Consider the following 13,325-nt stretch of genomic DNA (forward strand, 5'->3'; position numbering starts at 1 on the left):
TGGACGCCTTCTCGCTGTCGCCATGTTTTCTGCCCTCGCGGCAGTCGTGCCCCTCTCTGCCGTACACGCCCAATCACCTGAAAAGCCCAAAGTCGCGCTGGTCATGAAATCCCTGGCCAACGAGTTCTTCCGGACGATGGAAGACGGTGCCAAGGCTTACCAGAAAGAACACGCCAGCGAGTTTGACCTTGTCTCCAACGGCATCAAGGACGAATCCGATACCGCCAGCCAGATTCGTATCGTCGAGCAGATGATCGTTTCCAAAGTCGACGCGCTGGTCATTGCACCTGCCGATTCGAAAGCGCTGGTGTCGGTTCTGAAGAAGGCCACCGATGCCGGAATCAAGGTCGTCAACATCGATAACCAGCTCGATGCCGACGTACTCAAAAGCAAGAACCTGCAGATTCCGTTCGTAGGCCCGGATAACCGCAAGGGTGCTGCGCAAGTGGGGGATTACCTGGCGACCAAGCTGAAGGCAGGCGATGAAGTCGGCATCATCGAAGGCGTGCCGACCACCACCAACGCCCAGCAGCGTACCGCAGGCTTCAAGGACGCGATGGACAAGGCTCAGATGAAGGTCGTGTCGGTACAGTCCGGTAACTGGGAAATCGACAAGGGCAACGCCGTAGCGTCTGCCATGCTCAATGAATACCCGAACCTCAAAGCATTGTTGGCCGGCAACGACAGCATGGCGCTGGGCGCCGTGTCTGCCGTGCGTGCCGCAGGCAAGGCCGGCAAAGTGATGGTTGTCGGTTACGACAACATCAACGCCATCAAGCCGATGCTCAAGGACGGTCGCGTCCTCGCCACCGCCGACCAGTACGCTGCCAAGCAGGCGGTGTTCGGGATCGAAGCGGCGCTTAAGGCCGTCAAGGGCGAGAAAGTCGACACCAACGAGAAGGGCGTTATCGAAACGCCGGTCGAGCTCGTCACCCAACCTTGATCCACACCGAGTGAAAGGCGTCTGCCCGAACAGGGCAGGCGCTGGGAGAAACGTATGTCAGCGTCTGCTCAGACGGCTGTTCTTTCGGTCAGTGGCATTGGTAAAACCTACGCTCAACCCGTGCTTGGCGATGTCGACCTGACGTTGATGCGCGGTGAAGTGCTGGCCCTGACCGGGGAAAACGGTGCTGGTAAAAGCACCTTGTCAAAGATCATTGGCGGGCTGGTCACGCCCACCACCGGCAGCATGCAATTTCAGGGTCAGCCCTACCAGCCTGCCAATCGTACTCAAGCCGAAAAGCTCGGGGTGCGCATGGTTATGCAGGAGCTGAACCTGCTGCCAACCCTGACCGTTGCTGAAAACCTGTTTCTGGATGACCTGCCACGTCGCGCGGGCTGGATCGACCGCAAACGCTTGCGTGAGAATGCGATCAAGGCAATGGCGCAGGTTGGCCTTGAAGCCATCGATCCGGACACGCTGGTCGGCGATCTGGGCATCGGGCATCAGCAGATGGTGGAGATTGCCCGCAACCTTGCCGGCGACTGCCACGTGCTTATTCTCGATGAGCCGACGGCGATGCTGACCTCGCGTGAAGTCGAGATGCTGTTTGAGCAGATCACGCGGTTGCAGGCTCGTGGTGTCTCGATCATTTACATTTCCCACCGCCTTGAAGAACTGGCCAGGGTGTCGCAGCGCATCGCCGTGTTGCGTGACGGCAAGCTGGTCTGCGTTGAGCCCATTTCACGTTACAACAGCGAGCAACTGGTCACCCTGATGGTGGGGCGCGAGTTGGGCGAGCACATGGACATGGGCGCCCGGCAGATCGGTGAAGTGGCGCTGGCGGTCAAATCGCTCAATCGCAAAGGCAAGGTTCAGGATGTCTCGTTCGAGGTTCGTCGTGGCGAGATCTTTGGTATCTCCGGACTGATCGGTGCGGGGCGAACCGAGCTGCTGCGCCTGATCTATGGCGCTGATATCGCCGACAGCGGCACCATTGAAGTGGGTCAGCCGTTGCAGGCCGTTACCATTCGTTCGCCTGCCGATGCCGTCGAGCAGGGCATCGCCCTGATCACTGAAGATCGCAAGAGCGAAGGCTTGCTGATGTCGCAATCAATCAGCGCCAACATCGCGCTGGGCAACATGAAGGCTATCTCCAGCGCTGGCATCGTCAATACCGCTGACGAACTCAAGCTCGCCCAACGTCAGGTGGATGCCATGCGCATTCGCAGCTCCAGCCCGACCCAACTGGTCTCGGAACTGTCTGGCGGCAATCAACAGAAGGTGGTGATCGGCCGCTGGCTGGAGCGCGACTGCCCGGTCATGTTGTTCGACGAGCCAACGCGAGGCATTGACGTCGGCGCCAAATTCGATATCTACGCGCTGCTGGGCGAACTGACCCGTCAGGGTAGAGCGCTGGTGGTGGTGTCCAGTGATCTGCGTGAATTGATGTTGATCTGTGACCGCATCGGTGTGCTGTCGGCCGGTCGCCTGATCGATACGTTCGAGCGCGACAGCTGGACTCAGGACCAATTGCTGGCCGCAGCCTTTGCCGGTTATCAGAAACGTGATGCGCTGCTCAATGATGCAGCGCCCAGGAACGAGCCATGAAAAACGACACATCCCCGACGCTGACATTGCCGGCCCGTCCCGGCGGCAATTATTTTGGCCTGGGCACTTACCTTGGACTGGCAGGCGCCTTGCTTGCCATGATCGTCCTGTTCTCGCTGCTTAGTGACCATTTTCTGTCGTATCAGACCTTCAGCACCCTGGCCAACCAGATTCCGGACCTGATGGTGCTGTCTGTCGGCATGACCCTGATTTTGATCATCGGCGGCATCGATCTGTCGGTAGGTTCAGTATTGGCATTGGCGGCCGCCGCAGTCAGCGTGGCTGTTCTGGGGTGGGGCTGGAGTGTATTTCCGGCCGCCTTGCTGGGGATCGCCTGCGCAACGCTGGCGGGCACCATCACCGGCTCGATCACTGTTGCGTGGCGCATTCCGTCATTCATCGTCTCGCTGGGTGTGCTGGAAATGGCCCGCGGCGTGGCGTACCAGATGACCGACTCGCGCACGGCCTACATCGGTGATTCGTTCGCCTGGCTGTCCGATCCCGTGGCATTCGGTATTTCCCCATCCTTCATCATTGCGCTGCTGGTGATCGTCATCGCTCAGGCTGTGCTGACACGAACCGTCTTCGGCCGCTACCTGATCGGTATCGGGACCAATGAAGAAGCTGTGCGTCTGGCAGGTATCAATCCCAAGCCCTACAAGATTCTGGTGTTCTCGCTGATGGGGCTGCTGGCGGGCGTCGCGGCGCTGTTCCAGATATCGCGTCTGGAAGCCGCTGACCCGAATGCCGGTGCCGGACTTGAACTGCAAGTGATTGCGGCCGTGGTCATTGGCGGTACCAGTCTTATGGGCGGGCGCGGTTCGATCATCAGCACGTTCTTCGGCGTACTGATCATCTCGGTGCTGGCCGCAGGCCTTGCGCAGATCGGCGCCACCGAACCCACCAAACGCATCATCACCGGTGCCGTCATCGTGATAGCCGTGGTGCTGGACACCTACCGCAGCAACCGGGCGCGGCGACAGGGCTGACATGGCAACCATCAAGGACGTAGCAGCACTGGCCGGGATTTCCTACACGACGGTTTCCCATGTGCTGAACAAGACCCGCCCGGTCAGTGAACCGGTCCGGCTCAAGGTTGAGGCCGCCATCGCGCAACTGGATTATGTGCCCAGTGCGGTGGCTCGTTCGCTCAAGGCTAAAAGCACGTCGACCATCGGCTTGCTGATTCCCAATGGGATGAACCCTTACTTCGCCGAGCTGGCCCGTGGTATCGAGGACTACTGCGAGCGCAACGGTTTCTGCGTGATTCTCTGCAACTCGGATGATAATCCCGAGAAGCAGCGCGGCTACCTGCGCGTTTTGCTGGAGAAGCGGGTGGACGGCCTGATCGTCTCGTCGGTGGGAGGGGACGCCAGCGTTGCTGGCGGTCTTGCGGACGTTCGCACACCGCTGGTGATCGTTGACCGTGAACTGGATGGCATTGAAGCCGACATGGTTCGTATCGATCACGAGCAGGGGGCCTACCTGGCCACGCGGCACCTGCTCGACCTGGGGCACCGGCGCATCGCATGCATCGGCGGGCCGCACAACAGCCTGGTCGCCGCAATGCGTCTGACGGGTTATCGGCGTGCGATGCAGCAGGCGGTTGTCGACGTTGCCGAAGGCCTCGCCGTTCACAGCGAATTCACCAGTTCTGCCGGTTACGAAGCCGCAGGCCGACTGCTGGACGAGCATCGGCCCACGGCAATTTTTGCCGGTAACGATGTCATCGCCATCGGCGTGTTGCGAGCGGCTGCCGAGCGAGCCATCAGTGTGCCTCGCGACCTGTCGGTTGTGGGCTTTGACGATATCGAAATCAGTCGCTACGTCTATCCGGCACTCACCACAGTTGGGCAGTCGATCATGCAGTTGGGTGAAACGGCAGCAGAAATGCTTTTGGGCAGAATTGCATCGCCCGACGCCTTGCCCGTCGAGAAACGGCTCGTGACGCCTGTCGTCGTGGTTCGTGAATCCACGGCTGCACCCAACCCTGCTCCTGAGCAATGACAAGCCCCCACCGCAACGAGTAATGAGCCATGCAAGCAAAAATAGTAATAGTGGGCAGTCTCAATATGGATCTGGTCATTCGCGCTCAGCGTCTACCGCGTCCTGGTGAAACATTGACCGGAGAGACATTCAATACTGTTCCCGGCGGCAAAGGTGCCAATCAGGCGGTTGCCGCTGCGCGCCTGGGGGCCGACGTAGCCATGATCGGTTGTGTCGGTGCGGATGCCTACGGTGAGCAGTTGCGGGCTGCGCTGCTGGCTGAGCGCATCGACTGCCAGGCTGTGACGGTCATCGAAGGCATCCCCACAGGCATTGCGTCGATTGTGGTCGATGACAACAGTCAGAACGCAATTGTGATCGTGGCCGGCGGTAATGGTCAGCTGACGCCCGCCTTGATTGATCGTTTCGACGCGTTGCTGGCCGGTTCCGACATTGTGATTTGCCAGCTGGAAGTACCGACCGAGACAGTCTTTCACACCCTGTCGAGAGCGCGTGAGCTGGGCAAGATCGTTATTCTGAACCCGGCGCCTGCCAGCGAGCCGCTGCCGGGGAATTGGTACGGCCTGATCGATTACCTGATTCCCAACGAGAGCGAGGCGCAGGCCTTGACCGGGATCGCCGTGAACTCACCTGCGTCCGCTGAAAAAGCCGCAGCAGCATTGCTGGCGGCGGGCGCCGGCAACGTTATTGTCACGCTCGGGGAGCAGGGTACGCTGTTTGCCAGTGCTGCTGGCGTCGAACATATTCCTGCGCGGCGCGTTCAGGCCGTGGACACCACCGCCGCAGGTGATACCTTTGTCGGTGGTTTTGCGGCGGCGCTCGCCAGAGGGCAGAGCGAATCGCAGGCCATCCGCTTTGGTCAGGCTGCTGCTGCGCTGTCGGTTACCCGCGCAGGTGCGCAGCCATCCATTCCGACGTTTGAGGAAGTACAAGGATTCAATCCCACATGAAAAAAACACCGCTACTCAATATTGCCTTGTCCCGCGCGATCGCATCGCTGGGGCATGGTGATGTGCTGATGATTGTCGATGCTGGTATGCCCGTACCCTCGGGCGTTGAGCTGATCGACCTGGCGTTGACGCGCGGCGTCCCGGATTTCGTCAGCGTGCTGGATGTCGTGCTGAGCGAAATGCAGGTTGAAAGCCACGTACTGGCCAGCGAAATGGCCGAGGTGAAGCCTCCGGCATTGCAGGTCATCGAGAGCCTGAATCTGGAAGATCAGTTGGGTCACCAGCGCTGGATCAGCCATGAAGATCTGAAAATTCTGAGCCGCAAGGCCAAAGCCATCGTACGCACCGGTGAGTGCCAGCCCTACAGCAATGTGGCGCTGGTTTCCGGAGTCGTGTTCTAAGCATCCAGCTTGAACGACTATTCATGACAGGGAGTTTCATATGACGTTGATTCAGTTTTCCAGACAACTCATTCGGGGAGCGCTGCTCTTGTCCATTCTGGGTGCGACCGCCGTGCAGGCTGGGCAAAAGCGTGACCTGATCATCGACACCGATCCGGGCGCAGACGATGTCGTTGCGCTCCTGCTGGCGCTGGCATCGCCTGAAGAACTCAATGTGATGGCAATCACCACCGTTGCCGGTAATGTGCGTCTGGACAAGACCTCGCGTAATGCCAGGCTGGCGCGCGAATGGGCCGGGCGTGAAGAGGTGCCGGTGTATGCCGGTGCGCCGAAGCCGTTGGTGCGCACGCCCATCTATGCGGAAAACGTGCATGGCAAAGAGGGTTTGCCCGGCGTACCGATCCATGAACCTGCCAAAGGACTGGCCGATGGCAACGCGGTTCAGTACCTGATCGAGACGCTGAGCAAGGCCAAGCCTCACAGCATTACTCTGGCAATGCTCGGCCCGCAGACCAACCTTGCGCTCGCATTGGTGCAGGCGCCGGAAATCACTCAGGGCATCAAGGAAGTGATCGTCATGGGCGGCGCGCACTTCAACGGCGGCAATATCACCCCGTCCGCCGAATTCAATATTTTTGCCGATCCTCACGCGGCCCAGATCGTCCTGGCCAGCGGCGTGAAGCTGACCTACGTGCCCTTGGACGTGACCCATAAGATTCTCACCAGCGAAAAACGCCTCCAGCAGATTGCTGCGTTGAATAATCAGGCAGGCAAGCTGGTGGAAGGGATTCTGAATGAGTACGTCAAGCTGGACATGGAGCATTACGGTCTGCCCGGTGGCCCTGTGCATGACGCCAGTGTGATCGCCTGGATGCTCAAGCCTGAGTTGTTCTCTGGCCGGCAGATAAACGTGGCGATCGACACTCGCGAAGGGATCGGCTTTGGCCAGACCGTCGCCGACTGGAATGGCACCCTCAAGCAACCGCAGAACGTGTTCTGGGTCGAGAACGGTGACGCTCAGGGTTTCTTCGACCTGCTGACCGAACGTCTGGCCCGGTTGAAGTGACCGTCTGCGCAGCCGATCCCGGTCAGGCAGGCAATTGCGTTGCTGCGTATCGGCTCCACACTTGAGTGATAAAGGCTCGGGCACCTTCGGTGCCCAGTTCCTTGATCAGCAGGTCAACAGCGATGATCATCAGTTCCTCCGGGGTGCCCGGGCTGTGCGAGCAATGACCTTGAGGCCACTTCGCTTTGATGTCCGCGTCGATTGAAATCACTGTCATGTCCGTCTCATCTTCAAGAAGCACCGCACTGCTCAGGCGGCCGTGCATCGCCCGTCGTCCATATGGTCAATGGCAGTAAACCATTGTGCGAGGCATTTGACACTTCTACTTACGCATCATGAGCGCGACTTGATGTGCCCCTAAAACATGTTGTGACGATTTGCTGGCGCGCAGGTGCTTATGCCCGGTCAGACTGCGCGCGCCTTACAAGCCGCTCCGTTTCCGGGCGGTCGTGATGAGTGCAGTGCAACCAAAGCGGCGATGTGCGGTCGCACAAGGTCTGGAAAATGTTCATTGGCAAAGGAGGGTGTATGCCCTGGAAATTCGCAACATTGGGTTTTGTGGTCGTGACGTCGGTTCTGGCAGGATGCAGCAGCACGCCGGAGTCGACGCCTCAGTCCGCAAGCAAGACAGAGGCTCCGGCAGGCAACTCGATCCCGGGCCGCTGTGACGCAGAGGCTGCGCAATTTGCCATCGGCAAGCAGGCCTCCATCGAATTGCTGACCCAGGTACGCAGCCGTTCCGGTTCAATGGATGCACGCATACTGGGCCCAAACGACATGGTCACGCTTGAATACCGCTCTGAGCGCGTCAACGTCAATACCGATGCGTCCGGCAAGGTGGTCCGCGTCAACTGCGGGTAAACCCTGCATTTTCAGACCGGCATAAAAAAACCCCGTCAATGACGGGGTTTTTTCAAATCAAGTGGATCAGTCCACTTTGACTTCTTCTGCCTGCATGCCTTTCTGGCCTTTAGCAGCAACGAAAGAAACGGTCTGGCCTTCTTTCAGGCTTTTGAAACCGTCGCTTTGAATTGCTTTGAAGTGTACGAACAGGTCGTCACCGCCACCTTGTGGAGTGATAAAGCCGAAGCCTTTTTCATCGTTGAACCATTTTACGGTGCCGGTTTGGCGATTAGACATGGTGTATCTCCAAGAACATAATTTTCAATAGCGTGCTGCTCAGGCCAACTGGGCACACCGGCCTATCATAGTCGAAATGTACGAAAAGACAGCTATTTAGGTGGGAACTTTGAGCGCTTGACGTAGGTATGCAGGTCATCATATTCGCCGATGGCTGAATCGGCCTGTTTGCCAACCTGAGAGGGCGGTGTGTTGGAAGAGCCTCAAGCCCGCGTGAACAGGGGCTTGAGGCCACGTTTTAGCTGAAGCGATAACGGCAACGAAGAGGGCGTTTTTACACGCGCTATTGAAAATTAATTTTTTGCTTTGGTGCAGTTTTCAGCGACGACTTTCTGCAGTTTTGCAGTCAGTTCCGGGTTTGGCGCGGTGCCTGTGTTGTTCAGTGACGCGATTTCCTTGTCCGTGAAATGGCTGTCCACCTGTTTGGCGCCACAGTCGCAGTGAGCCTTGGCGGTCTTCTCATCCAGGTTCTGCGCCTTGGCGGCACTGATGCACTCTTGAGTGAAAGTGGTGCGGGTCGCTCCATCCATTGCAGCCTGGGCTCCCAGAGGGGCCAGGATTGCAGCGCAAGCGAGGACGGCGGACAGGCGTGGAAGCTTCATGGTGTTCTCCTTTGCTGGAAAAATTCTTACAAGGTGACGACTAGTCAGACGGCTCTGAGTCGAACCAGTTCAGATGGCGTCTAATTTCGTGTTCTTCCAATCGGCTATGCGACGCCAAGGGCTCAACTGTGGTAGGATGCGCGTCCTGTTATTTTCAAGCGTTGCGAACGGCGTGTTTTTCAGCCCGGCGCAGACAGGTTTTTTCGTACACTCCAGTCATCTGGTCCGTTTCAAGGTTGGCCGCAAGGCTCCTGCCACTGTGAGGCAGGCGTACCACCGGATCACGTACTGGCTCATCCCAACCCACGTGACCTTTGGTAGGGGTCACCACTAGGAGAGGAGGCGCCATGCCAACTATTACTCTTCCCGACGGCAGTCAACGCTCATTCGATCATGCGGTTTCCGTAGCTGATGTCGCGCTTTCAATCGGAGCGGGTCTGGCCAAGGCCACCGTAGCCGGTAAAGTCGATGGCAAGCTTGTCGACGCCTGCGATCTGATCGAACACGATGCCAGCCTGCAGATCATTACCCCGAAAGATCAGGAAGGACTGGAAATCATCCGTCACTCTTGCGCTCACCTGGTAGGCCATGCCGTCAAGCAGTTGTACCCCACTGCGAAAATGGTGATCGGCCCGGTGATTGATGACGGCTTCTATTACGATATCGCTTATGAGCGCCCGTTCACGCCTGACGATATGGCGGCGATCGAGCAGCGCATGCAGCAGTTGATCGAAAAAGACTACGACGTCATCAAGAAGGTAACGCCGCGTGCCGAAGTAATCGAGGTGTTCACCGCCCGTCACGAAGACTACAAGCTGCGTCTCGTCGAAGACATGCCGAACGAGCAGGCGATGGGTCTGTACTATCACGAAGAATACGTCGACATGTGCCGCGGTCCGCACGTGCCCAATACGCGCTTCCTGAAATCCTTCAAGCTGACCAAGCTGTCCGGCGCCTACTGGCGCGGCGATGCCAAGAACGAGCAATTGCAGCGCGTCTACGGCACTGCCTGGGCAGACAAGAAGCAATTGGCGGCTTACATCCAGCGTATCGAAGAAGCCGAAAAGCGCGACCATCGCAAGATCGGCAAGCGTCTGGGCCTGTTCCATACTCAGGAAGAAGCGCCAGGCATGGTGTTCTGGCACCCTCAGGGCTGGACTCTGTATCAGGTGCTCGAACAGTACATGCGTAAGGTTCAGCACGAGAACGGCTATCTTGAGATCAAGACGCCGCAGGTGGTCGATCGTTCGTTGTGGGAAAAGTCCGGCCACTGGGCCAACTATGCCGACAACATGTTCACCACCGAGTCCGAGAGTCGCGACTACGCCATCAAGCCCATGAACTGCCCTTGCCACGTGCAGGTGTTCAATCAGGGTTTGAAGAGCTACCGCGAGCTGCCGATGCGTCTGGCCGAGTTCGGTGCCTGCCACCGCAACGAGCCCTCGGGGGCTTTGCATGGCATCATGCGGGTACGCGGCTTTACTCAGGACGATGCGCACATCTTCTGTACCGAAGAGCAGATGCAGTCCGAGTCCGCAGCCTTCATCAAGCTGACCCTTGATGTCTACGCCGATTTCGGCTTCAAAGACATTGAGCTCAAGTTGTCCACTCGCCCTGAAAAGCGAGTCGGCTCCGATGAGTTGTGGGACCGTGCAGAATCGGCTCTGGCAGCTGCGCTCGACAGTGCAGGCCTGCCTTACGATCTTCAGCCGGGCGAAGGTGCGTTCTACGGTCCGAAGATCGAGTTCTCCCTCAAGGATTGCCTGGGTCGTGTCTGGCAGTGCGGTACGCTGCAGCTGGACTTCAACCTGCCGATTCGCCTGAGCGCCGAGTACGTTTCGGAAGACAACAGCCGTAAGAGCCCGGTCATGCTTCACCGTGCAATCCTCGGCTCCTTCGAGCGTTTCATCGGTATTCTGATCGAGCATTACGAAGGCGCGTTCCCGGCCTGGCTGGCACCGACTCAGGCAGTGATCATGAATATCACTGATAAACAGGCTGATTTTGCCCTTGAAGTCGAAAAAACCTTGGCTCAAAGCGGGTTTCGTGCCAAGTCCGACTTGAGAAATGAAAAGATCGGCTTTAAAATCCGTGAGCATACTTTGCTCAAGGTTCCTTATCTCCTTGTGATAGGAGATCGAGAAGTTGAAATGCAAACTGTCGCTGTGCGGACACGTGAAGGCGCTGACCTCGGCTCGATGCCGGTCGCGCAATTCGCTGAATTCCTCGCACAAGCGGTTTCCCGGCGTGGTCGCCAAGATTCGGAGTAATTATTATTAAGCGTGAAATGAGACAAGATAAACGAGCTGCACCCAAGGCCCCGATCAATGAGAATATCTCGGCCCGCGAGGTTCGGTTAATTGGCGCTGACGGCGAGCAGATTGGCATCGTCTCGATTGATGAAGCGCTTCGTATAGCCGAAGAGTCGAAGCTGGATCTGGTAGAGATTTCTGCCGACGCAGTACCTCCTGTCTGCCGTGTGATGGATTACGGCAAGTCGATCTTCGAGAAGAAGAAGCAGGTCGCTGCAGCGAAGAAAAACCAGAAGCAGATCCAGGTTAAAGAAATCAAGTTTCGTCCAGGGACGGAGGAAGGGGATTACCAGGTAAAACTGCGCAACCTGGTACGTTTCCTGAGTGATGGGGACAGGGCCAAGGTATCGTTAAGATTCCGTGGCCGTGAGATGGCCCACCAGGAGCTGGGTATGGAATTGTTGAAGCGGGTTGAAGCTGACCTTCTTGAATACGGTTCCGTTGAACAGCATCCTAAGATGGAAGGACGCCAGCTGATCATGGTCATCGCCCCGAAAAAGAAGAAGTAACCACCAGGGCACGGCAGGCCTTGCGGTTATGTTTATCAACTGAATGCGGAGTATCCGAACATGCCAAAGATGAAGACTAAAAGTGGTGCAGCTAAGCGGTTTCTGAAAACTGCTAACGGCATCAAGCACAAACACGCTTTCAAGAGCCACATCCTGACCAAAATGTCGACAAAGCGTAAGCGTCAACTGCGCGGAAGCAGCCTGCTGCATCCGTCCGACGTGGCGAAAGTCGAGCGCATGCTGCGCCTTCGTTAATTTTGATCAAGATATAGAGGAAGTAACTCATGGCTCGTGTTAAGCGTGGCGTCATTGCCCGTAAGCGTCACAAGAAAATTCTGAAACTTGCCAAAGGCTACTACGGCGCGCGTTCACGCGTATTCCGTGTTGCCAAGCAAGCGGTAATCAAGGCAGGCCAATACGCCTACCGTGACCGTCGTCAGAAAAAACGTCAGTTCCGCGCTCTGTGGATCGCTCGTATCAATGCTGGTGCTCGTGTTAACGGTCTGTCCTACAGCCGTTTCATCGCTGGCCTGAAAAAAGCGTCCATCGAGATCGACCGCAAGGTTCTGGCTGATCTGGCAGTGAACGAAAAAGCGGCGTTTGCTGCGATTGTCGAGAAAGCTAAAGCCACTTTGGCCTAAGTCCCCGACAATCACCGGCTCCGATTTTCGGAGCCGGTGTTGAACGTCATAAATAGGGGAAGAGCCTTAAGCTCTTCCCCTATTTCGTATCTGGAGTCTGTACATGGAAAACCTGGACGCGCTGGTCTCTCAAGCTCTTGAGGCTGTGCAAAGCGCCGAAGATATCAATGCCCTGGAGCAAATCCGGGTTCACTACCTTGGCAAGAAAGGCGAGTTGACTCAGGTGATGAAGACCCTGGGGAACCTGCCTGCTGAAGAGCGCCCGCAAGTCGGTGCGCTGATCAACGTTGCCAAGGAGCGTGTTACAGAGGTCCTTAATGCGCGCAAAGCATCGTTTGAGCAGGCAGAACTGACTGCCAGGCTCGCGGCCGAGTGCATTGACGTGACCCTGCCGGGCCGCGGTCAGACCTCAGGTGGTCTGCACCCGATCACCCGAACTCTGGAACGTATCGAACAATTCTTCACCCACATTGGCTACGGCATTGCCGAAGGCCCTGAGGTCGAAGACGATTACCACAATTTCGAGGCGCTCAACATCCCTGGCCACCACCCGGCGCGGGCGATGCACGACACCTTCTATTTCAATGCGAACATGCTGTTGCGTACCCACACCTCTCCGGTGCAGGTGCGGACGATGGAATCGCAGCAGCCGCCGATCCGGATCGTTTGTCCGGGCCGGGTTTATCGCTGCGACTCTGATATCACCCACTCGCCGATGTTCCACCAGATCGAAGGCTTGCTGGTCGACCGTGACATCAATTTCGCGGACCTGAAAGGCACCATCGAAGAGTTCCTGCGCGTGTTCTTCGAGAAAGAGCTGGCCGTTCGCTTTCGTCCGTCGTTCTTCCCGTTCACCGAGCCATCGGCGGAAGTGGATATGGAATGCGTGATGTGCAGCGGCAAGGGCTGCCGTGTCTGTAAGCAGACCGGCTGGCTGGAAGTCATGGGCTGCGGCATGGTCCACCCGAACGTGCTGCGCATGTCCGGTATCGATCCTGAAGAGTTTCAGGGCTTTGCATTCGGCATGGGCGTAGAGCGTCTGGCCATGCTGCGTTACGGCGTCAATGATTTGCGCCTGTTCTTCGACAACGATTTGCGGTTCCTCGCGCAATTTCGCTAGGTCGCACGTAACGAATCTTTCAGGAG

The 13,325-nt window shown here is 57.5% G+C and carries 16 protein-coding genes; 13 read left to right on the forward strand and 3 right to left on the reverse strand.

What is annotated here, in order from left to right; all coding sequences use genetic code 11:
• Nucleotides 1–22: 22 nt before the first annotated feature.
• From ALP40_RS04455 to ALP40_RS04485, 7 genes are read left to right on the forward strand one after another with little or no spacing between them, the layout of a single operon-like run.
• A complete protein-coding gene (locus tag ALP40_RS04455; RefSeq protein ID WP_375139986.1) occupies nt 23–943 on the forward strand; it encodes a sugar ABC transporter substrate-binding protein in 921 nt (306 codons plus the stop codon).
• A 54-nt stretch (nt 944–997) separates the two neighbouring features.
• The gene (locus tag ALP40_RS04460; protein WP_122207069.1) at nt 998–2,551 is read left to right on the forward strand and encodes a sugar ABC transporter ATP-binding protein; all 1,554 of its coding nucleotides are present in this window, start codon (nt 998–1,000) and stop codon (nt 2,549–2,551) included.
• Entirely contained in the window at nt 2,548–3,540 is a 993-nt protein-coding gene (locus tag ALP40_RS04465; RefSeq protein WP_122207070.1) for an ABC transporter permease, read from the forward strand. Before ALP40_RS04460 ends, ALP40_RS04465 begins: the two co-directional genes overlap by 4 nt.
• Nucleotide 3,541: 1 nt before the next feature.
• Nucleotides 3,542–4,558 (forward strand): LacI family DNA-binding transcriptional regulator, encoded by a 1,017-nt coding sequence (locus ALP40_RS04470; RefSeq protein ID WP_122207071.1) that lies wholly within the window; start codon nt 3,542–3,544, stop codon nt 4,556–4,558.
• Nucleotides 4,559–4,587: 29 nt separating this feature from the next.
• Nucleotides 4,588–5,508 (forward strand): ribokinase, encoded by a 921-nt coding sequence (gene rbsK / locus ALP40_RS04475; protein ID WP_122207072.1) that lies wholly within the window; start codon nt 4,588–4,590, stop codon nt 5,506–5,508.
• Nucleotides 5,505–5,909: a D-ribose pyranase gene (gene rbsD, locus ALP40_RS04480; protein WP_122207073.1), complete on the forward strand. Its 405-nt coding sequence runs from the start codon at nt 5,505–5,507 to the stop codon at nt 5,907–5,909. The genes rbsK and rbsD overlap by 4 nt, the downstream gene beginning before the upstream one ends.
• Nucleotides 5,910–5,949: 40 nt before the next feature.
• Nucleotides 5,950–6,975, forward strand: coding sequence for a nucleoside hydrolase (locus ALP40_RS04485; protein ID WP_122207074.1), 1,026 nt, complete (start codon nt 5,950–5,952; stop codon nt 6,973–6,975).
• 22 nt (nt 6,976–6,997) lie between these two features.
• Here ALP40_RS04485 and ALP40_RS04490 read toward each other — a convergent pair whose 3' ends face one another.
• Nucleotides 6,998–7,192 carry a hypothetical protein gene (locus ALP40_RS04490; protein WP_122207433.1) on the reverse strand — a complete coding sequence of 65 codons (195 nt, stop codon included), beginning with the start codon at nt 7,190–7,192 and terminating at the stop codon, nt 6,998–7,000.
• A 311-nt stretch (nt 7,193–7,503) separates the two neighbouring features.
• On the opposite strand from ALP40_RS04490, the gene ALP40_RS04495 reads away from it, so the two are divergent.
• On the forward strand, nt 7,504–7,836 hold the full coding sequence (locus ALP40_RS04495; protein WP_122207075.1) for an I78 family peptidase inhibitor: 333 nt from the start codon (nt 7,504–7,506) through the stop codon (nt 7,834–7,836).
• 66 nt (nt 7,837–7,902) lie between these two features.
• Here ALP40_RS04495 and ALP40_RS04500 read toward each other — a convergent pair whose 3' ends face one another.
• Nucleotides 7,903–8,115 (reverse strand): cold-shock protein, encoded by a 213-nt coding sequence (locus ALP40_RS04500; protein ID WP_004886948.1) that lies wholly within the window; start codon nt 8,113–8,115, stop codon nt 7,903–7,905.
• 293 nt (nt 8,116–8,408) lie between these two features.
• On the reverse strand, nt 8,409–8,717 hold the full coding sequence (locus ALP40_RS04505) for a hypothetical protein (RefSeq protein WP_122207076.1): 309 nt from the start codon (nt 8,715–8,717) through the stop codon (nt 8,409–8,411).
• 347 nt (nt 8,718–9,064) lie between these two features.
• On the opposite strand from ALP40_RS04505, the gene thrS reads away from it, so the two are divergent.
• The 5 genes from thrS to pheS all read left to right on the forward strand — a co-directional run bounded on the left by thrS (nt 9,065) and on the right by pheS (nt 13,299).
• Nucleotides 9,065–10,987 carry a threonine--tRNA ligase gene (gene thrS, locus ALP40_RS04510; protein ID WP_122207077.1) on the forward strand — a complete coding sequence of 641 codons (1,923 nt, stop codon included), beginning with the start codon at nt 9,065–9,067 and terminating at the stop codon, nt 10,985–10,987.
• Nucleotides 10,987–11,538: a translation initiation factor IF-3 gene (gene infC / locus ALP40_RS04515; RefSeq protein ID WP_177429407.1), complete on the forward strand. Its 552-nt coding sequence runs from the start codon at nt 10,987–10,989 to the stop codon at nt 11,536–11,538. The genes thrS and infC overlap by 1 nt, the downstream gene beginning before the upstream one ends.
• A 60-nt stretch (nt 11,539–11,598) precedes the next feature.
• On the forward strand, nt 11,599–11,793 hold the full coding sequence (gene rpmI, locus ALP40_RS04520; RefSeq protein ID WP_002553160.1) for a 50S ribosomal protein L35: 195 nt from the start codon (nt 11,599–11,601) through the stop codon (nt 11,791–11,793).
• Nucleotides 11,794–11,822: 29 nt separating this feature from the next.
• Entirely contained in the window at nt 11,823–12,179 is a 357-nt protein-coding gene (rplT, locus tag ALP40_RS04525) for a 50S ribosomal protein L20 (RefSeq protein ID WP_002553161.1), read from the forward strand.
• Nucleotides 12,180–12,282: 103 nt separating this feature from the next.
• A complete protein-coding gene (gene pheS / locus ALP40_RS04530) occupies nt 12,283–13,299 on the forward strand; it encodes a phenylalanine--tRNA ligase subunit alpha (RefSeq protein WP_024685429.1) in 1,017 nt (338 codons plus the stop codon).
• Nucleotides 13,300–13,325 lie beyond the last annotated feature (26 nt).

This window comes from Pseudomonas viridiflava (genome assembly GCF_003702045.1).
GTDB lineage: Bacteria > Pseudomonadota > Gammaproteobacteria > Pseudomonadales > Pseudomonadaceae > Aquipseudomonas > Aquipseudomonas viridiflava_C.